The following is a 19,642-nucleotide window of genomic DNA, read 5'->3' as shown; positions in this document are numbered from 1 at the left end:
TGAGTACTTCTGGGCCCTGATGAGCAAGAGCCGGATGAGGGAGAGCCGCACCATCATGACGGTCACTCGCAGATCTGTTCTGATCGCCACCACCGCCGCCGCGCCCACGGCCGGAGCGCTGCTCGGCGCCCCGGCGGCCCTCGCCGCCGAGGCCACCGGGAGCGCCACGGGCCGCACCACGGTCGCCCTGCGCGACGGCTGGCGCTTCGCCCTGGTCAACCCGGGCGGCATCACCGACCCGACCGGCGCCTACGCGGGCGCCGCCGACCCCGCCCACGACGACTCGGCCTGGCGCGAGGTGGCGGTGCCGCACGACTGGAGCATCGAGCTCGCCCCGACCACCGAGCACGGCACCACCAGCGGCACCGGCTTCTTCCCCGGCGGCCTCGGCTGGTACCGCCTCGCCTTCACCCTGCCGCCCTCCTGCGCCGGCAAGCGGATCTCGGTGGAGTTCGACGGCGTCTACATGGACGCGTACCTCTACTGCAACGGCACCGAGGTCGGCCGCCACCCCTACGGCTACACCGGCTTCGCCTTCGACCTCACCGACCTGCTGCACACCGACGGCACCACCGAGAACGTCATCGCCGTCAAGGTGCAGAACCGGCTGCCCAGCAGCCGCTGGTACTCCGGCAGCGGCATCTACCGCGAGGCCCGCCTGGTGATCACCGAGCCGGTGCACGTGGAGCGCTGGGGCACGTACGTCACCACGCCCGACGTCACCGAGGAGCGGGCGGTCGTACGGGTGCGGACCTCCGTGGTGAACGCGTCCGGCACCGCGAGCCGGGTGGAGATCCGCTCTACGGTGAAGGACGGAAAGGGCCGGACGGTCACCCGTACGGCGACCACGGCCGACGTCACCGACAAGGCGACCGAGACCCACGAACTCACCGTCACCGACCCGGAGTTGTGGGACTTCGCCGACCCCCGCCGCTACACCCTGCTGACCGAAATCCGCGTCGGCGGACGGACCGTCGACACCTACCGCACCCCCTTCGGCATCCGCACCGTCCGCGTCGACCCGGACGAGGGCTTCCATCTCAACGGCGTCCACGCCAAGTTGAAGGGCGTCGACCTGCACCACGACCTCGGCGCGCTCGGCGCCGCCGTGAGCATCGACGCGATCCGCCGCCAGATGACCATCATGAAGTCGATGGGCGTCAACGCCTTCCGCACCTCCCACAACCCGCCCTCGCCGGAGATGATCCGGGTCTGCGAGGAATTGGGCATCGTCATGCTGGTGGAGGCCTTCGACTGCTGGAGGACCGGCAAGACGCGCTACGACTACGGCCGCTTCTTCGACGAGTGGTGCGAGAAGGACGCCACCGAGATGGTGCTCGCGGCCCGTAACTCGCCCGCCGTGGTGATGTGGTCCATCGGCAACGAGGTCCCCGACTCGACCTCGACCGCCGGACTCGCCATGGCCGACCGGATCATCGACGCCATCAAGGCCGCCGACGACACCCGTCCCCTGGTCATCGGCTCCGACAAGTACCGCCGCCTGCCCGCCAAGGGCTCCGCCGCCGACCTGATGCTGGCCAAGCTGGACGGCCTCGGCCTCAACTACAACACCGCCAAGTCCGTCGACCAGCTGCACGCGGCCTACCCGCACCTGTTCCTCTTCGAGTCCGAGTCGTCGTCGGAGACCTCGACGCGCGGGACGTACCAGGAGCCCGAGCACCTGAACACCGGCGAGAACCACACGCCGGGCAGGCGGGCGGTCTCCTCGTACGACAACAACCTCGCCTCCTGGACCATGAGCGGCGAGTACGGCCACAAGAAGGACCGGGACCGGAAGTGGTTCACGGGCCAGTTCCTGTGGTCCGGCATCGACTACATCGGCGAGCCCACGCCGTACGACGTCTTCCCGGTGAAGGCCTCCTTCTTCGGCGCGGTCGACACGGCCGGCTTCCCGAAGGACATGTACTACCTCTTCCAGAGCCAGTGGATCAGCGAGCCGATGGTCCATCTGCTCCCGATGACCTGGAACCACGAGGAGGGCGACACGGTGGAGGTGTGGGCGTACTCCAACGTCGACACCGTGGAGCTGTACCTCAACGGAAAGTCCCTCGGCATACGGAAGTTCGACACGAAGACGACCGTCGACGGCCGGACCTACCTGGAGACCACCGAGGCGACCGGTGACGACAAGACCTTCACCGACGGCCCCTACCCCGGCAGCTACACCAGCCCGAACGGCAGCGCGGGCAAGCTCCACCTGACCTGGAAAGTCCCTTACCGGCCTGGTGAGTTGAAGGCGGTGGCCCGGCGGGGCGGGAAGGCCGTCGCCACCGATGTGCTGCGCACCGCGGGGGCCGCGCACGCGGTGCGGCTGACGGCCGACCGCAAGTCGGTGGCCGCGGACGGGCGTTCCCTGGTGTTCGTCACCGCGGACATCGTCGACAGGCACGGGGTGGTCGTGCCGGACGCCGAGAACCTGATCGCCTTAGAGGTGGCCGGCGGCTCCCTCGCAGGGCTCGACAACGGCCGCGAGGAGAGTGCCGAGCGCTACCAGGCCGGCACCCGCACCGCGTTCCACGGCAAGGCCCTCGCCGTCGTGCGCTCGGGCACCGAATCGGGCGCCCTGAAGGTGACCGGCAGGGCGGAAGGCCTGCGCACGGGCACCGCGATCCTGCGCGCCACGCCCTCCCGCTCGGCCGCGAGCACCCCGGCGGCCGACTTCCGGCCCGACTACCCGGCCCCGCCGAACTACCCCTACGCGGACGCCAGTTACTCCGGCCGCACGGACACCCTGCCCGCCGCGATGCTCGACGGCGATCCGGCCACCGGCTGGTCCAACGCCTTCAGCAAGGCCGCCACCGCGCTGCTGCCCGCCTTCAACGGGGCCCGGGCCGAGGACTGGGTGTCCGTCGACTTCGGGCGGACACGGACCTTCGACCGGGTGGAGATCTCGTTCACCCTGAGCGCGACGCACAGTTTGCCCGCGTCCGTGGAGGTGGAGGCATGGGACGGCGCGCACTGGGCGAAGGCGGCGGGGACGGCGGTGGAGTGGGCCGTCGGGTCCGACGCGCCGACCGTCGTCACCTTCGACCCGATCAGCGGGTCCAGGCTGCGGCTGACCCTGACCAGCGGACACCCCGGTGAGGTCCAAGGAGCGGTCCGGATCAGCAAGTTGGAGGTGCCGGCCGCCTGACGGTTCCCGCGCACGGTCCGGACGATCCGACCAACCAGTCCCGTCCGGACCGTTGACGGGGTGTCATGCCTGCAACAAGCATGGCCTCCGACCGTCTCTTGGGAGCGCTCCCATACGCGAGCGCCGCCCGTAGCTCACCGAGGAGCCCGGACGTGAAAAGACGCAACACCACCCTGCTGTCCCTGACGGCCCTGCTGGGAGCGGTACTTGTCGCCGCGCCGTCCTTCCCGGCAACCGCCGACGAGGTCGAGCAGCTCAAGAACGGCACCTTCGACACCAGCACCGAGCCCTGGTGGGCGACCAGCAACGTCACCGCCGGCCTGTCCGGCGGGAAGCTGTGCGCGGACGTGCCGGGCGGCACCACCAACCGCTGGGACGCCGCCGTCGGCCAGAACGACGTCACGCTGGTCAAGGGGGAGTCGTACAAGTTCGCCTTCACGGCGGACGGGGTGCCTGACGGGCATGTCGTGCGCGCGATCGTGGGGCTCCAAGTGGCGCCGTACGACACCTACTTCGAGGTCAGCCCGCAGCTCAGTGTCTCCGGCAACAGCTACTCCTACACCTTCACCTCGCCCGTGGACGCCACGCAGGCGCAGGTCGGCTTCCAGCTCGGCGGCAGCGCGGACGCCTGGAAGTTCTGCATGGACGACGTGTCCCTGCTCGGCGGGGTGCCGCCGGAGGTGTACGAGCCCGACACCGGGCCGCGCGTGCGCGTGAACCAGGTCGCCTATCTGCCGTCAGGGCCGAAGAACGCCACGCTCGTCACGGACGCGACGGCCAAGTTGCCCTGGCAGCTGAAGAACGCCTCCGGGACCGTGGTGGCGCAGGGGTCCAGCACCCCGCGGGGCGTCGACGCGTCCTCCGGGCAGAACGTCCACTCGATCGACTTCGGGTCGTACCGGAAGGCGGGCACCGGCTACACGCTGGTCGCCGACGGGGAGACCAGTCGCCCCTTCGACATCGGCACCGCCGCCTATGAGCAACTCCGCCTGGACGCGCTGAAGTACTACTACACCCAGCGCAGCGGCATCCCGATCCGCGACGACCTGCGACCCGGCTACGGCCGCGCCGCCGGCCATGTCGACGTGGCACCCAACCAGGGCGACTCCGCCGTCCCCTGCCAGCCCGGTGTCTGCGACTACAAGCTCGACGTCACCGGCGGCTGGTACGACGCCGGTGACCACGGCAAGTACGTCGTCAACGGCGGCATCTCCACGTGGGAGCTGCTGAGCACCTACGAGCGTGCCCTGCACGCCCGCACCGGAGAGCCCGCCAAGCTCGGCGACGGCACCCTCGCCATCCCGGAGAGCGGCAACAAGGTGCCGGACATCCTCGACGAGAGCCGCTGGGAGCTGGAGTTCCTGCTGAAGATGCAGGTGCCCGCGGGGCAGCCGCTGGCCGGGATGGCCCACCACAAGATCCACGACGAGGCGTGGACCGGCCTGCCGCTGCTGCCGAGCGAGGACCCGCAGAAGCGTGAGCTGCACCCGGCGACCACCGAGGCGACCCTGAACCTCGCGGCCACGGCGGCGCAGGCGGCCCGCCTCTACAGGCCCTACGACAAGGCGTTCGCGGCGAAGACCCTCGCTGCCGCCCGCACGGCCTGGACCGCGGCGCTCGCGCACCCCGACCTGCACGCCGACCCGAACGACGGCACCGGCGGCGGCGCCTACGCGGACACCGACGCCACCGACGAGTTCTACTGGGCGGCCGCCGAGCTGTATCTCACCACGGGCGAGAAGCAGTTCGCGGACTACGTCCTCAACTCGCCCGTCCACACCGCCGACATCTTCGGCCCGCTCGGCTACGACTGGGCGCGTACCGCCGCCGCGGCCCGTCTCGACCTCGCGACCGTGCCGAGCAAGCTGCCCGGCCGCGACAAGGTCCGCCAGTCGGTCGTCAAGGGCGCCGACCGCTACCTCGCCACGCTGAAGTCACAGCCGTACGGGATGCCGTACGCGCCCACCAACAACCTCTACGACTGGGGCTCCAACCACCAGATCCTGCACAACGGCATCGTCATCGCCACCGCGTACGACATCACGGGCGGCTCGAAGTACCGGGACGGCGCCCTCCAGAGCGTCGACTACCTCTTCGGCCGCAACGCGCTGAACATGTCGTACGTGACCGGGTATGGCGAGGTGAACTCCCACAACCAGCACAGCCGTTGGTACGCCCACCAGCTCGACCCCAACCTCCCGAACCCGCCCAAGGGCACCCTCGCCGGCGGACCGAACTCGAGCATCCAGGACCCCTACGCACAGAGCAAACTCCAGGGCTGCGTCGGCCAGTTCTGCTACATAGACGACATCCAGTCCTGGTCGACCAACGAACACACCATCAACTGGAACTCCGCCCTGACCCGGATGGCCTCCTTCGTGGCGGACCAGACGTAGACGGAAATCGGTTCGCGGGGGCTCCATGCGCGCGGTGATACTCCGCTCGTGAGCAGAATCGCGGAGGTCATCGTGCTGGCGCTGGGGAATTCCTGGGAGGTCATGGAGCCCCTCCTCGAACACGACGACGAGCGGAGCTGGAAGGGCAGGTTCGTGCCCGTCCCCAGCTCCCTCGGCGCCGGCACCATGTACAGCTGGGCCTCGGAGTTCGTCCGGGTGGGGTCGCGTACGGGGCTGCTGAAGCATCTGGAGTCGCTGCCGTGGGACCGTCCGGAGTCCGTGCAGGTGCTCATCCATGACGAGGAGGACGACTGCTTCGGGCTCTGGATGATCCACGACGGGAAGCTGGTCGAGATCGAACTCCCGCGGACCGTACGCCTCCACGACCCGGCCCCGGAGACCTTCGAGTTCGCGCCGAGCCCGGGCTACCTCGTCCGCACGGACCAACAGGGCAACGACTGGCACCCCGAGCAGACCCCGGAGCATCTGCGCGACCCGCGCCCCGCCTGGTGACTAGCGTTCGTGTTCCACGAGTTCCTTCGGCCGTTCGTGGGCGGTCAGGGTGTGGCGGCGGGCCTGGTCGAGGGGCTCGTGGACCTCGATGTACTCGCCGTGCGGGAGGCGTTTGATCACGCCCGTTTCCCGGCCGTGCAACACCAGGTCCCTGTCGCGGAGTTGGAGGCCCAGGCAGATGCGTCGGGTGATGACGAAGACCGCTGCCGGGACGGCGAACACCCCGATCCGTACCACCCAGGTCACCGTGTTGATGGACAGGTGGAGGCGGGTCGCGACGATGTCGTTGCCGCCGCCCGCCAGCAGGATCAGATAGAGGCTGATCCAGGACGCGCCGATCGCGGTGCGGACGGGGCGGTTGCGGGGACGGTCCAGGAGGTGGTGCTCGCGGCGGTCGCCGGTGATCCTGGCCTCCACGAACGGGTAGACGCCGATGAACACCAGCAGCAGCGGGAACACCACGATCGGGATGAGGACCCCGAGGATGAGCGTGTGCCCCCACAGGGTGATCTCCCAGCCCGGCATGATCCGCACCAGCCCCTCGGCGAAGCCCAGGTACCAGTCCGGCTGGGCGCCCGTGGAGACCTGGTCGGCGCGGAACGGGCCGTACTGCCAGACCGGGTTGATGCTCGCCACGGCCGCGATGAGGGTGAGGACGCCGAAGACCAGGAAGAAGAATCCGCCCGCCTTTGCGAGGTACACCGGCATGAACGGCGCGCCCACGACGTTGCGTTCGGTCCGGCCGGGGCCCGCGAACTGGGTGTGCTTGTGGTACACGACCAGGAGCACGTGGGCCACGACGAGCGCTGCCATGATGCCCGGGATCACCAGGATGTGCAGTGAGTAGAACCTGGCCACGATGTCGTTCCCGGGGAACTCGCCGCCCAGCAGGAACATCGACAGATACGTCCCCACGACCGGCACCGCCAGCAGCGCCCCGTTGACGAACCGCAGCCCCGTGCCCGACAGCAGGTCGTCCGGCAGCGAGTAGCCGAAGAGGCCCTCGAACAGCCCGAGGAACAACAGGGTCCAGCCGAACACCCAGTTGACCTCGCGCGGCTTGCGGAACGAACCGGTGAAGAAGTGCCGCATCATGTGCGTCAGCATCCCGGCCACGAACACCAGCGCCGACCAGTGGTGCAACTGCCGGATCAGCAGACCGCCCCGCACGTCGAAGCTGATCTCCAGCGTGGAGGCGTACGCCTCGGACATCCGCACCCCGTTGAGCGGGACGTAACTGCCGTGGTACGTCACCTCGTTCATCGAGGGATGGAAGAACAGCGTCAGCCACACCCCGCTGAGGACCAGCACGACGAAGCTGTAGAGGCAGATCTCGCCGAGCAGGAACGACCAGTGGTCCGGGAAGACCTTGCGCAGATAGCGCCGGCCGAGGGAGTGGATGCCGAGCCGGCCGTCGAACCAGTCGGCGATCCGCTCCCCGCTCATCGCTCCCCCCGCTCGACGTGCCCGAGCTTGTCGGGGTTGGCGACGATGTAGATGTCGGACACCTGGTCGCCCTCGGGCGTGAGGTCCATGACCATCACCGCGTACGGCGTCCCGTCCTCGAAGAGCACGGCCGCCGCGTCGCCGTTGGCCTGCCCGTAGCGCAGTTCCAGGTCGAGCGAGGCACCCCGGGAGCGGAATCCGTCGATGAGACGCGCGACCTTGTCCCGGCCGCGCACCGGGCGCGACCCCGCCCCCCGGCGGTTGCCGCCACCGTCCGTCCAAATCGTCACGTCCGGCGCGAGGATCTCCATCAGCGCGCCGATGTCCCCGCCGAGCGCGGCCTCCACGAACCGCTCGGTCGCCTCCCGCCGCACCCGCGGATGCGCCTCGTACAGTGGCCGTCGCGCATGCACATGGTCCCGGGCCCGGTGCGCCACCTGCCGTACCGCCGCCGGGGTGCGGTCGAGGATCTCCGCGATCTCGGTGTGCGGATACCCGAACACCTCGTTCAGCACGAACACCGCGCGCTCCAGCGGGGTGAGCGACTCCAGGACCACCAGCATCGCCAGGGACACCGACTCGGTGCGCACCGCGGTGTCGTCGGCGGAGTCGTCCGCGACCAGCGGCTCGGGCAGCCACGGGCCGACGTACGTCTCGCGCCGCCGGTTGATCGCGGCACGGCGGCCCAGGGCGTGGTTCACGGCTATGCGGACGAGATAGGCGCGCGGGTTGGCGATCCCGTCCAGGGGCGAGTCGGTGATCCGGCGCCGGGCCGTCCAGGACAGCCAGGTCTCCTGCAGGACGTCCTCGGTGTCGGCGACGCTGCCGAGCATGTTGTAGACGATGCCGAACAGCAGCTCACGATGGCCGACGAAGACGTCCGTCGCCTCGTCGGCCTCGGGAAAACGAATCTTGGACATGCGTGGGCCTCCCGGTACGCGCTCACTACTGCGAGGGCTCCCGGGGGCGCGAATGTGACATCGGACGGCCTGAATGTGACGTGTGCCTCACCGGGGGAGCGCCGTGTCACACCGCCGCGACGCCCCGGCCTCTTGACCCTGAGTCCGCATCCGTGGGCACTGAGGAGGACCGGTGACCATCGACTTCACCGCCATGTACGCGTCCCACGACGCCTTCCGCCGCGATCTGGCCCGGCTGGCCGACGCCGTCGCCGAAGGACGGGCCGGCACCCCCGCGGTCCGGGCCGGCTGGCAGAACTTCCAGCACCAGCTGCACGTCCACCACACCGCCGAGGACGCCGGGCTGTGGCCGCGCGTCAGGGAGCGGGTCGCCGGGCGGCCGCGCGAGCTCGCGCTGCTCGACGCGATGGAGGACGAGCACTCCCGCATCGACCCGCTGCTCGCCGCCGTCGACACCGCGCTGGCCGACTGCGCGCCCGAACTCGGCGACCTCGTACGGGCGTTGACCGCCACCCTGGACGACCATCTCCGGCACGAGGAGGACAGCGCCCTGCCGCTGATCCAGGACGTCCTGACGGACGCCGACTGGGGCGCCTTCATCGGCCGTATCCGGGAGACCCAAGGGGTGCGCGGGGCCGCGGTGTTCGTGCCGTGGGTCGTCGACGGCGCCCCGCCCGCCGACCGTGCCAGGTTCCTCGGCAGTATGCCGCCGCCGGTCCGCGTCCTCAACCGGCTGTTCTGGGAGGGCGGTTACCGGCGCAGGGGCCTGTGGGCGCGCGCCTAGGAGGCGTCGTGGAAGACCAGGCCCAGGGTGTGCCGATGTCCTGAGCGGACGGTGCTCACACCGTGCCGCATCGCGCCGGCCGACCAGCCCCGGCGGGTGCGCACCGGGTGGTCCCGGGTGGTGAAGACCAGGCCGTGGCCCTGCCGCAGCACGGTCGACGTGCCCCGGGACTGCGCCCTGGGCCGCTGCTCCACCATCAGGAACTCGCCGCCCGTGTAGTCCGTGCCGTACACGTCGAGCCCGACGACGACCTGGAGCGGGAAGACCAGCTCGCCGAACACGTCCCGGTGCAGGGCGTTCCAGTCGCCCGCCCCGTACCGCAGCAGGATCTGCGCCGACCGGTCCTGCCCGGCCGCGTGGCAGCGCTCCAGCCACTCCGCGAGGGAGTCCGGCCAGGGCGCCGGACGGCCGAGCCGGGCCGCCCAGTCGCGGGCGACCGGCAGCAGGCGGGGGTAGAGCGCGGCCCGCAGGGCGGCCACCGGGGCGGGCAGGTCGTGAGTGAAGTACCGGTACTCGCCCGAGCCGAAGCGGTGCCGGGCCAGGTCGATGGTCGTACGGAACAGCTCCGGTTTCTCGTACAGCGCCGCCAGGTCACGGCACTCGGCGGGCGTCAGCAACTGCCCCGTGGGCGCGCTGCCGTACTCGTCCAGCTCCGCGGCGAGCGCGTCCCAGTCGGTCCCGGCGACGCGGCGACGGGCCTGGTTCAGGGTGAGGGTCATGAGGTCCTCCCGTCAGACGAGCGTCGGCTGGAGCGCGCCCTCGTGCGTGAGCAGCCGTACCTTGCGGTCCACCCCGCCCGCGTACCCGCGCATCGAGCCGTCCGCGCCGATCACCCGGTGACAGGGCCGCACGATCAGCAGCGGGTTGGCGCCGAGCGCCGCGCCCACGGCCGGGGTGTCGGCCCGCGCCACACCGAGCTGCGCGGCGAGCGTGCCGTACGTGGTCGTGGTGCCGTACGGGATCGTGTCGACGGCTTGCCACACGCGTCGCTGGAAGTCCGTGCCGTCCGTGGCGAACCGCAGGTCGAAACGGGTGAGCCGGCCCGCGAAGTACGCGGTGAGCTGGGTGGTGGCCTCGGTGAAGGCGTCGTCGTCGCGCTGCCAGTCGGGGCGGACGGCCGGTGCGGTGCGCTGTCCCGGCATCGACAGGGAGGTGAGCATCCCTGCCCGGCCCACGAGGAGCAGCTCGCCGAGAGGGCTCTCGATCGTCGTGAAGGTCGTCGTGTCGGTGTCCGTGTGCGTGTCCATGGCTACGAGTCTGCTGCGCCGGGCGGCCCGTCACCGGCGGGATTCGGACGTCGTGCTGAGTACCCGAGGTACCCGTCAGGAGCGGCTTTGACCTGGGGGTATTTACGGGTAAGTACCTCAGCGGTACCGTTGGGGCATGCCAGCTCTCAACGTGGAGTTCAGTGATCGTGAGCTAGAGGACCTGCGGCAGATCGCCAAGGAGCGCGGTACGTCGATGAAGGCCCTCGTCCGGGAGGCGGCCGCCGCCGACATCGCGCGGCATCGCGCCCTCAAGGAAGGCGCGGAGGCGTTCCGGCGGTTCTTCGCGGCCCACGCCGACGAGTTCGCGGCCGCCTTTCCCGACGACGAACCGGCCGGGCACGGCGAGCGGCGGGCCGGCTGACCGATGGCCTCCGTCGTCCACATCGACGTCCCCTGGCTGCTCCAGCGTCATGAAGAGGTCCTGCCGGACCAGCCCACGATCAACGACTTCTCGGCGTTGGTGGCCGCCGTCGCCCGGCACCGCGTCGACCCACCGAGGCTCGGCGTGGACTCCGACCCCGCCTGGCGGGCCGCCGCGCTGCTGCACACCCTCGCCCTGCTCAAGCCGCTGCCGTCGGCCAACGCCCGCTTCGCCTGCGCGACGGCGGTGGCGTACATGTTCGTCAGCGGCGTCGGCATCGACCCGCCCTACGGCGCCCTCGTCGACCTCGCCCGCGACCTGATCTCCGGCAAGACCGACGTCTACGGCGCCGCCGACCGACTGCGCTCCTGGCAGATCTGAGACACGGGTGCGCGAGGCGTCAGTTGGCCCGGCAGGTCTGGGACGCGGACGAGCGGGGCGTCAGGCGGCCCCGGCAGGTCTGGGACGCGGACGAGCGGGGCGTCAGTTGGCCCGGCAGGTCTGGGACGCGGACGCGCGAGGCGTCAGGCGGCCGGCAGATCTGGGACGCGCCGCGCGGGGCGTCAGTTGGCCCGGCAGGTCTGAGACCCGGGTGCGCGGGGCGTCAGGCGGCCCGGCAGGTCTGAGACGCGGACGCGCGGGGCGTCAGTTGGCCCGGCAGATCTGGGACGCGGGTGCGCGAGGCGTCAGGCGGCCGGCAGATCTGGGACGCGTCCCGCGAGGCGTCAGGCGGACTGGCGGATCTGGGGACGCGCTGCACGGGGCACCGGTCGGCCCGGCAGGTCTGGGACGCGTCGTGTGAGGCACACCGGTCGGCCCGGCAGTCCTGGGACTCGTCCGCGCAAAGCGCCCGTCGGCCTGGCCGACCCCGGCCCGCCCTCGGGGCCGCCGACCGAGGGCGGGAGGATCGGGGTCGGCGGCCGGTTGCGCACAGGAGAGCCGCCGTCCTGTGCGTGGCCTCCGAGGGGCCGGTACCAGTGCACTACGGGGTGGTGCGCGCCGGGAGCGTGCGCGGTGCCCCGGCGCGTGCGCGTGTTTCACACGGGGCGTGTGGAATACCGAAAGCCGGGCGGGGAGAGCTGCGCCGACCCCGTTTCTGACTTTCTTTCAATGAGGCTGATGTTGCTCAAGTGCCTTGTTGGCCATGACCCCGTTGTGCAAGGGTGAACTACCTGTGCGGGGGGTAAAGGCCGGGTCTTCATTCGTCCCGTGGGGAACCGGGCCGGACGAGCCGCCATGAATTCACGCTCCTCGCGCATCACCGGAGAGGACGCATCCGTCCCCGCTCCTTTTCGGCGAGTTGAAGCACAGAACCACATGCGCGTGGGAAGGAACCCGCTCAGTGCCCACCCCCCACCCCCCTCGCCCTCCGTACCCGCCGCCCGGCGGAGTCCCGGGGGAATCCGACGACGACCTCGCCGCCCATCTCCGCGGCCGTCCGGACGGCGAGGCGGCCCAGTCGGCCGCGCTTTTGATGGCGCGTCACTGGCAGCCGGTCCACGAGTACGCCGTCATCTGCCTGGCCGCCCGCTCGGAGGTGGCCTCCATGGTCACCGCGGCCGCCTTCCACCAAGTCCTCGACCGGATCGCCCTCGGTGAGCCGGCCACCGCGCTGCGCCCCCGCCTGCTCGTGCGCGCGCGGGACACCGTCCGTGAGTGGTCGGCCGAGGACCGAATATCCGGCGTACTTCCGGACCTCGGGAAACCCGCCGGCGGTCGCGGTATGCGGGCGGCGAAGTCCATGACGCCCGAAAATCGCAAACTCGCCGAGCGGTCATTCCTCGCGCTGCCCGGAGTCGCCCGCTGTCTGCTCTGGCACACCGAGGTCGAGGCCGAGCCGATAGCCGTCCCCGCCGCCCTGCTCGGTATGGACACCGTCAGCGCCTCGGCCGCGCTCGAACAGGCGCGTGACAAATTCCGCGAGGGTTGTGTACATGCCCATCGGGAACTCGCGCCGACCAAGGATTGCCGGTTCTACAACCGCCTCCTCGACGTCCCGATTCGCCGCGGCGGAGCCCTGTTGCCGGATGTCCAGCAGCATCTGGGCGAGTGCCGCTACTGCCGTTTCGCGGCCGAACAACTCAGCCATTTCGAGGGTGGGTTGGGCATTCTGCTCGCCGAGGCCGTGCTCGGCTGGGGAGCCCGCCGCTATCTCGACTCCCGGCGTGGGCAAGGCGCGCAGGGCTCCCGCGCACAGGGCGGCGCCCGGCACGGCGGCGGACGCCGGCGGCTGCTGTCCCGCATCCCCTCGCCCGGCCGCCGTCCCCCCGAGGGGCCCCGCCCCTCCCGGGTGCTGCTCACCGGAGTCGGCCTCGCCTCCGCCGGCCTGATCGCCAGTGTGCTCGCCGCGAGCCTGTGGTCGGACGACGGCGGCGCCGACCCGGCCGCCTCCACCAGCGCCACCGGCAGCGAGTCGGCCCCGGACGGCGTCTCCGCGTCCCCGCCGGGCACCGCCCAACTCCCCCTCGCGCCCAGCAGATCCAGGCTGCGCAACGTCGGCTCCGACCTGTGCCTCGACATCCGGGGCGCGGTGAAGGAGGGCGCCGCGACCGAGCTGGAGGCCTGCTCGGACGACGACACCCAGAAATGGACGTACGACGAGGACGACGGGCTGCTGCGCAGTGCCGCCGACCCCGACCTGTGCCTCGACTCGCACGCCGACGCCGGGGTGGTCATCCTCGGCACCTGCGCGGACGACAAGGGCAAACGGGCCGCCGACGTGCGCTACGACATCACCGTGCAGGGCGAGTTGCTCACCCGCTGGGACGAGCAGCTCGCCGTCACCTCCACCAGCGGGGAGCCGGACTCCGACATCGTCGTCAAGGTCCGTGACGGCTCCGACCAGCAGCGCTGGGTGACGGACCCCGTCTCGCCCAGCGCCGGCGCGCTGTCGGTCCCCGACTCCGGCGCCCCGTCCGTGCGGGCCGTGGACCTCAGCGAGCAGGGGCGGGCCCGCTGACCACGTCCCGGGGCGGATCGCCCGCCAGGTAGCCGGCCACATTCTGGACGGCCGCCAGGGCGATCCGCACCAGCGTCTCGCGGGTGACGCCCCCGACGTGCGGCGACAGCACCACGTTCGGGGCGCGCAGCAACCGCAGGGCCGGGGTGGGCGGTTCGGGGTCGAAGACGTCGATGCCCGCCCCGGCTAGGGCCCCCTTCTCCAGGGCGTCGGCGAGGGCGTCCTGGTCGATCAGCGCGCCCCGCGCGGTGTTGACGACGAACGCGGTCGGCTTGAGCAGCGCGAGCCGCGAGGCGTCGAGGAGGTTGCGCGTGTCGTCGGTCAGGGGCGCGTGCAGCGAGACGTAGTCGGAGACACGCAGCAGTTCGTCGAGCGGCACATGCCGGGCCCCGCCCAACCGTGCCTCCGTCACCTCCGGCACCCGGCGCCGTCCCGCGTAGACGACGTTCATGTCGAACGCGACCGCGCGCCGGGCGACTTCGCGCCCGATCTGTCCCAGGCCGACGATGCCCAGCGTCTTGCCCGACAGCTCGGTCAGGGACCGCTGGAGGCGGGGGAGCGCCCAGTCGGCCTCGACGAGCGCGGTGTGGGCCGGGACCAGCTGCTTGGCCAGTGCCAGCATCAGGGCGAAGGTCTGCTCGGCCACGTTCTGCGCCTCGGCGCCGCTGGAGCCGATGGTGCAGACCGGCACGCCGAGTTCCCGGGCGGCCTCGACGTCGACGTAGTCGAAGCCGTGGCTCGCGCACTGTACGAGCTGCAACTCGGGCGCGGCGGCGAGGTGTTCGGCGGTGACCGGGGCGAGGGCCGTGATGACGACGTGCGCCGCGCGCAGCGCCGCCGGGTTCTCGTCCGCGCGCTCGACGACCGTGACCTCGGCGTCGCCGGGGAAGAGCGTGGCGAGCCCGGCACCGGCGGTCCGGCCTCCGACGTGCGGGGCGATGACGGCGAGCACGTTCTTCGGGGCGGTCATACGGGGTCCTCCGTGAGGTCGGCGGGGCTCACGGTGGTGGGCGTGGCGTGTCCGGACAGTGCGAGGGTGAGGTCGAGTTCGGCGAGCAGACAGCGGATCACATGCTCGACGCCGGCCTGACCGTCGAGGCCGAGGCCGTAGACGTACGGCCGTCCGACGAGCACCGCCCGGGCGCCGAGCGCGAGCGCCTTGAAAACGTCGTCGCCGGTGCGGATGCCGCTGTCGAAGAGGACGGTGAGCCGGTCGCCGACCGCCTCGGCGACCAGGGGCAGCGCGTCGGCCGCGCCGATCGCCCCGGCGACCTGCCGGCCCCCGTGGTTGGAAACGACCACGCCGTCCATCCCGGCATCGGCGGCCAGCCGCGCGTCGTCCGGGTGCTGGATGCCCTTCAGCACGATCGGGCCGTCCCAGTTCTCGCGCAGGAACGCCAGGTCCGGCCAGGTCTTCGCGGGGTCCGCGAACATGCCCACGAAGTGCAGCACCGCCGCGTTCGGGTCCTCGTGCACCGGCTTGGCCAGGGCCGCCTGGAACGCCGGGTCGGAGAAGTAGTTGGCGGTGCCGACGCCGTGCAGGAACGGCAGATACGCCTGGTCCAGGTCGCGGGGCCGCCACGCCAGCAGGGGAGTGTCCAGCGTGACGACGAGCACCGTGAACCCGGACGCCTTGGCCCGCCGCAGGAAGCTCCGGGCGACCTCGGGGTCCTTGGGCCAGTACAGCTGGAACCAGCGCTCGGCGTCCCCCATCGCCTCCGCGACCTGCTCCATCGGCGTGCTGGAGGCCGAGGACAGGATGTACGGCACGCCCTGCGCGGCGGCGGCCCGGGCGGCGGCCGACTCGGCGTCCGGGTGCATGATCGACAGCACGCCGACCGGTGCCAGTGCCAGCGGGGCGGGCAGGGACCGGCCGAGGACCTCGACGGCGAGGTCCCGCTCGTGCACGTCCCGCAGCATGCGCGGCACGATCCGACGGCGTTCCAGGGCCGCCCGGTTGGCGCGGGCGGTGCTCCCGTCACCGGCGCTGCCCGCCACGTACCCGACCGGCCCCGGCCCGAGCCGCTGCTCGGTGAGCTCCTCCAGGCGGGTCAGGTCGGTCGGGAGCCGCGGTACGGCTCCTGACAGTCCGTTGAGATAGATCTCGTACTGGAAGTCCGCCCAGTGCTTGGCCATCCGTGGGTCCCGCCTCTCGTCGCTGAGAACGCGCTGCGCTCCGACGATACTGGCGAGTAAGGGCCGGTCAGAACACCGGGGTCAGCCGCCGTTCGCCGCCGCCACGGGCTCCGGCTCGCCGGGCACCGCGCCCGGTCCGGTGATGGCCGGCACCGGCACGTCGACGGTCCGTGCGAGCCGCGCGCCCTCCGGCCCGTACACGGCCCGCGGTTCGGGGAACACCCGCAGCAGCGTCAGGAACAGCACCGCGGAGACCACCAGCGACAGCGGCAGGCTGATGTCGACGCCGTTCGCGAGGTCGCCCAGCGGGCCCACGAACTGGCCCGGGATGTTGGTGAACAGCACACCGAGCAGCGCGGAGACCCACCAGGCGGTCATGCCGCGCCAGTTCCAGCCGTGCGCGAACCAGTAACGGCCGCCGCGCTGACGGCGGTTGAAGACCTGGAGCGCGTCCGGGTCGTACCAGCCGCGCCGGGTCCAGAAGCCCAGGATCATCACGACCATCCACGGCGTGGTGCAGGTGATGATCATCGTGGCGAACGTCGAGATCGACTGGACGAGGTTCAGGCCGAACCGCCCGATGAAGATGAACGCGATCGACGCCACGCCGACCAGCAGCGTCGCCTGCACCCGGGACAGCCGCGGGAACACCGAGGAGAAGTCGAGGCCGGTGCCGTACAGCGCGGTCGTGCCCGTCGACATGCCGCCGATCAGGGCCAGCAGACACACCGGCAGGAAGAACCAGCTCGGCGAGATGGCGAGCAGTCCGCCCACGAAGTCGGGGGCGGCCGGGTCGACGTAGTCCGGGGCCTTGGTCGCGATGATGCTGGCCGTCGCCAGGCCGAACAGGAACGGCAGCAGCGTGGCGATCTGCGACAGGAACGCCGCGCCGATCACGCGGCGGCGCGGGGTGCTCGCCGGGATGTAGCGCGACCAGTCGCCGAGGAACGCGCCGAACGACACCGGGTTCGACAGGACGATCAGTGCGGCGCCGATGAAGGACGGCCAGAACAGGGACTGCGTGGCCGCGTCCGCCGAGTCCGTGAAGACGCCCGCGTACGACGGGTCGAAGTCGCCGGCGAAGGCGATCGCGCCGACCACGAACAGCACGCTCGCCGAGGTCACCGCGACCTTGTTGACGAACAGCATGAAGCGGAAGCCGTACACGCACACCGCGAGGACCAGACACGCGAACAGCGCGTACGCCACGACGTAGCTCAGATCGCCGCGCGGCAGCCCGAACAGCCGGTGGGCGCCGCCGACCAGGGCGTCGCCGGAGCTCCACACCGAGATGGAGAAGAACGCGATCGCCGTCAGCAGGGAGAGGAAGGAGCCGACCACCCGGCCGTGCACGCCCAGGTGCGCCGAGGAGGAGACGGCGTTGTTGGTGCCGTTGACCGGCCCGAACACCGCCATCGGACACAGGATCAGCGCCCCCGCGACGACGCCCAGCAGGGTGGCCGCGAGGCCCTGCCAGAAGGAGAGGCCGAACAGGATCGGGAAGGCGCCCAGCACACAGGTGGAGAAGGTGTTGGCGCCGCCGAAGGCGAGCCGGAACAGGTCCAGCGGGGTGGCGGTGCGGTCCGCGTCGGGGATGCGGTCGACACCGTGGGTCTCGACCTCGGTCAGGGACGGCGCGGACGAGGGGTCGGGCTGCGGGGACAAGGGGGCTCCAGCGAGGGGGACCGGCGGTGGAGCGCGTCGTGGCGCGGGGGAGGGGCTTGTCGGGGGCGGCCGGTCGTCGTCGCGGGGGTGTGCGGCGGGAGAGGAGGCCGTCCTCTCGGGGGTCTGCCGACGGTAAGGCCGCGGTCGAGGGCCGCACCAGAGGACGGTTCATCCATCCTTCGCGCCGCGGATGTACGAAACCTCCATCACTCGGTGTCGTCGGCTCCCTCGGCAGGGGTGTCCTCCGGTTCCGTGTCGGGACCCTGGGCTCGTACCCGCTGCACATGTTCGAGGGAGTCGCGCAGTTCGGTGAGCCAGTCGTCGGTGTGCTTCTGGACCAGGCGGACGCACCAGGCGAGCGCGTCGCTGCGGCTGCGGGCCACGCCGCCCGCGATGAGCGTGTCCAGGACCTGGCGCTCGGGCTGCCGCAGCCGGGTCATCACGGGCGCGGCCACATGCGTGAACAGGGCGCGTTCCCCGGCGCACTCCACACCCCAGGACACCTTGCGCCGGAACCGGTGCTCGGCCTCGCGGGCCACCTCGATCCGGGCCTCGCGGGTGCGCTCCCGGAACTCCTGCATCCGGCTCTGCACGGCCGCCTCCCGCTCGGTGGCCGAGGCGCCCTCGGCCAGCCGGGGTGCGGGGATGCGGCCGATGACGGTGATCTCCTCACGGTCGACGGTCAGTTCGGCCAGTTCCTCGAAGAGGTCGTCGGGCAGCCGCCCGGCGAACCAGCCGCGCAGCTTCTCTCGTTGCTCTGTTGTAATCATGTAATGACGATTACTCCGCCGGAGCGTGAACGCAAGGGGTCGGGACGGAGTGCGCCGAGAGCTCAACCGGAATGTTTCAGGCCGATTGCGGAGCGGGTGTGAACCGGCCATTCGGTCGGTGAAGACGATCAAGAGCCGCGTGGTTACTGGGCTCCGGTGTTCGAATTCCGTGACTTCGCGCCACTGATTCAACACGCAAGGTTACTGAAACGCGTGGGGTCGATGTGTGTTCCGGCCGCGGACTCGGCAGACTCGCGCTCGCCGCCCCGGCACCGACCGTGCCGGGCGCGGCACCACCCTCGTATCAGCGGAAGGATGCACACCATGCGGAACACCGCGCGCTGGGCAGCGACCCTCGCCCTCACGGCCGGCGCCGTCTGCGGCCCCCTCACCGGAGCCGCCCTGGCCGCCCCGGACTCGCTCTACGCCCCCTCCGCCCTGGTCCTCACCCTGGGCCACGGCGACAGCGCCGCCACCGTCACCCCGGCCCGCGCGGTCACCCTGACCTGCGCGCCGACCGCCTCCGGCACACATCCCGCGGCGGCTCTGGCCTGTGCCGAACTGCGCGGCGTGGGCGGCGACCTCGACGCGTTCCAGGCCCGTGACGACGTGCAGTGCACCAAGGAGTACGACCCCGTGGTCGTCACCGTCGACGGGGTCTGGCAGGGCAGACGCGTCTCCTACGAGCGCACCTTCGCCAACGAGTGCGTGAAGGGCTCCCTCGGGGCCAGCCTCTTCACCTTCTAGGGCCGGGGTCGCGGGGTTCCCGTGAAACCGGACGGCAGCCCGTGGCTGGGGAGCGCGGGCGCTGTCACGAGGACCCCTGCGATCTCGCACCGGGGGCCGGCCGGGCGGAGTGGGGCCACCCGGCCGGCCCTCGCAGTCAAGTCCGCTGCCCGGGGATGCCGGGCAGCGGCGGAAACCGGCCGGGCAGCCCCGAGCTGCGTAACAGCCGTCGTATACACGGACGTTATGGGGCCCGCCAGGGAGATGGGGTTCACGGCGCGCTTCACGGGAGAAGGCGGTACGGCGGCCTCGGACGCCGCCGCTGTCTCAGACACCGGCGACGGCGTCTCCCTCGGGAGGGCGCCCTAGTCGCCCTCGGACTCCTCCTGGGCGCGGGTGTTGGGGGTGATGGCCTCGCCGGCCTCGCCCCGGCGGCGGCGCTGTTCCTCGGTCTCCCGGGTGTGGCGTTCCGCCTCCTCGATCTTGCGCAGCACTTGCTCCGTGGCCGTCTCGGGGTGCTTCTTGTCGTGGGTCATCGCACTGT

The 19,642-nt window shown here is 71.2% G+C and carries 17 protein-coding genes; 8 read left to right on the top strand and 9 right to left on the bottom strand.

The features are described from left to right. Positions 1-55: 55 nt before the first annotated feature. From IQ210_RS44285 to IQ210_RS44275, 3 genes are all read left to right on the top strand, one after another. Entirely contained in the window at positions 56-3,154 is a 3,099-nt protein-coding gene (locus IQ210_RS44285; protein ID WP_194084911.1) for a glycoside hydrolase family 2 TIM barrel-domain containing protein, read from the top strand. 152 nt (positions 3,155-3,306) lie between these two features. Continuing rightward, on the top strand, positions 3,307-5,550 hold the full coding sequence (locus tag IQ210_RS44280) for a glycoside hydrolase family 9 protein (protein ID WP_194084910.1): 2,244 nt from the start codon (positions 3,307-3,309) through the stop codon (positions 5,548-5,550). A 48-nt stretch (positions 5,551-5,598) separates the two neighbouring features. Beyond that, positions 5,599-6,063 (top strand): hypothetical protein, encoded by a 465-nt coding sequence (locus tag IQ210_RS44275; RefSeq protein WP_194084909.1) that lies wholly within the window; start codon positions 5,599-5,601, stop codon positions 6,061-6,063. Here the strand turns inward: IQ210_RS44275 and qcrB are convergent, their stop codons facing one another. Both qcrB and sigJ read right to left on the bottom strand, forming a co-directional pair. Next, positions 6,064-7,509: a cytochrome bc1 complex cytochrome b subunit gene (gene qcrB / locus IQ210_RS44270; protein WP_194084908.1), complete on the bottom strand. Its 1,446-nt coding sequence runs from the start codon at positions 7,507-7,509 to the stop codon at positions 6,064-6,066. Continuing rightward, positions 7,506-8,429 carry an RNA polymerase sigma factor SigJ gene (gene sigJ / locus IQ210_RS44265; RefSeq protein WP_194084907.1) on the bottom strand — a complete coding sequence of 308 codons (924 nt, stop codon included), beginning with the start codon at positions 8,427-8,429 and terminating at the stop codon, positions 7,506-7,508. The genes qcrB and sigJ overlap by 4 nt, the downstream gene beginning before the upstream one ends. Before the next feature lie 172 nt (positions 8,430-8,601). On the opposite strand from sigJ, the gene IQ210_RS44260 reads away from it, so the two are divergent. Beyond that, entirely contained in the window at positions 8,602-9,213 is a 612-nt protein-coding gene (locus IQ210_RS44260) for a hemerythrin domain-containing protein (RefSeq protein ID WP_256783735.1), read from the top strand. Here the strand turns inward: IQ210_RS44260 and IQ210_RS44255 are convergent. Together IQ210_RS44255 and IQ210_RS44250 are read right to left on the bottom strand one after the other, a co-directional pair. Next, positions 9,210-9,932, bottom strand: a complete 723-nt coding sequence (locus IQ210_RS44255) for a 2OG-Fe(II) oxygenase (RefSeq protein WP_194084906.1) — start codon at positions 9,930-9,932, stop codon at positions 9,210-9,212. The two genes, IQ210_RS44260 and IQ210_RS44255, sit on opposite strands and share 4 nt — an antisense overlap. 12 nt (positions 9,933-9,944) lie before the next feature. Further along, a complete protein-coding gene (locus tag IQ210_RS44250) occupies positions 9,945-10,460 on the bottom strand; it encodes a methylated-DNA--[protein]-cysteine S-methyltransferase (RefSeq protein WP_194084905.1) in 516 nt (171 codons plus the stop codon). Positions 10,461-10,596: 136 nt separating this feature from the next. On the opposite strand from IQ210_RS44250, the gene IQ210_RS44245 reads away from it, so the two are divergent. The 3 genes from IQ210_RS44245 (at position 10,597) to IQ210_RS44235 (ending at position 13,801) form a co-directional block, all read left to right on the top strand. Continuing rightward, positions 10,597-10,842, top strand: coding sequence for a hypothetical protein (locus IQ210_RS44245; protein ID WP_194084904.1), 246 nt, complete (start codon positions 10,597-10,599; stop codon positions 10,840-10,842). A 3-nt stretch (positions 10,843-10,845) separates the two neighbouring features. Next, complete coding sequence (locus IQ210_RS44240; protein WP_007386606.1) at positions 10,846-11,223, top strand: hypothetical protein; 378 nt, start codon at positions 10,846-10,848, stop codon at positions 11,221-11,223. A gap of 961 nt (positions 11,224-12,184) precedes the next feature. Further along, positions 12,185-13,801 carry an RICIN domain-containing protein gene (locus IQ210_RS44235; RefSeq protein WP_194084903.1) on the top strand — a complete coding sequence of 539 codons (1,617 nt, stop codon included), beginning with the start codon at positions 12,185-12,187 and terminating at the stop codon, positions 13,799-13,801. Here IQ210_RS44235 and IQ210_RS44230 read toward each other — a convergent pair. From IQ210_RS44230 to IQ210_RS44215, 4 genes are all read right to left on the bottom strand, one after another. Continuing rightward, on the bottom strand, positions 13,776-14,771 hold the full coding sequence (locus tag IQ210_RS44230; RefSeq protein ID WP_194084902.1) for a 2-hydroxyacid dehydrogenase: 996 nt from the start codon (positions 14,769-14,771) through the stop codon (positions 13,776-13,778). The two genes, IQ210_RS44235 and IQ210_RS44230, sit on opposite strands and share 26 nt — an antisense overlap. After that, on the bottom strand, positions 14,768-15,937 hold the full coding sequence (locus IQ210_RS44225) for a lactate 2-monooxygenase (RefSeq protein ID WP_194084901.1): 1,170 nt from the start codon (positions 15,935-15,937) through the stop codon (positions 14,768-14,770). Before IQ210_RS44225 ends, IQ210_RS44230 begins: the two co-directional genes overlap by 4 nt. Before the next feature lie 81 nt (positions 15,938-16,018). After that, positions 16,019-17,602 (bottom strand): purine-cytosine permease family protein, encoded by a 1,584-nt coding sequence (locus IQ210_RS44220; protein WP_194084900.1) that lies wholly within the window; start codon positions 17,600-17,602, stop codon positions 16,019-16,021. Between the two features lie 206 nt (positions 17,603-17,808). Beyond that, positions 17,809-18,372, bottom strand: a complete 564-nt coding sequence (locus IQ210_RS44215) for a hypothetical protein (protein WP_194084899.1) — start codon at positions 18,370-18,372, stop codon at positions 17,809-17,811. A gap of 324 nt (positions 18,373-18,696) precedes the next feature. Between IQ210_RS44215 and IQ210_RS44210 the strand changes: the two genes are divergently transcribed. Then, the gene (locus tag IQ210_RS44210; RefSeq protein ID WP_194084898.1) at positions 18,697-19,119 is read left to right on the top strand and encodes a protease inhibitor; all 423 of its coding nucleotides are present in this window, start codon (positions 18,697-18,699) and stop codon (positions 19,117-19,119) included. 344 nt (positions 19,120-19,463) lie between these two features. On the opposite strand, the gene IQ210_RS44205 is transcribed toward IQ210_RS44210, so the two are convergent. Continuing rightward, positions 19,464-19,634: a hypothetical protein gene (locus tag IQ210_RS44205; RefSeq protein WP_194084897.1), complete on the bottom strand. Its 171-nt coding sequence runs from the start codon at positions 19,632-19,634 to the stop codon at positions 19,464-19,466. Positions 19,635-19,642: the final 8 nt, after the last annotated feature.

Origin of the sequence: Streptomyces justiciae, from assembly GCF_015163075.1 — a bacterium.
Lineage (GTDB): Bacteria > Actinomycetota > Actinomycetes > Streptomycetales > Streptomycetaceae > Streptomyces > Streptomyces justiciae.
This window is presented reverse-complemented; position numbering and strand designations above follow the sequence as displayed.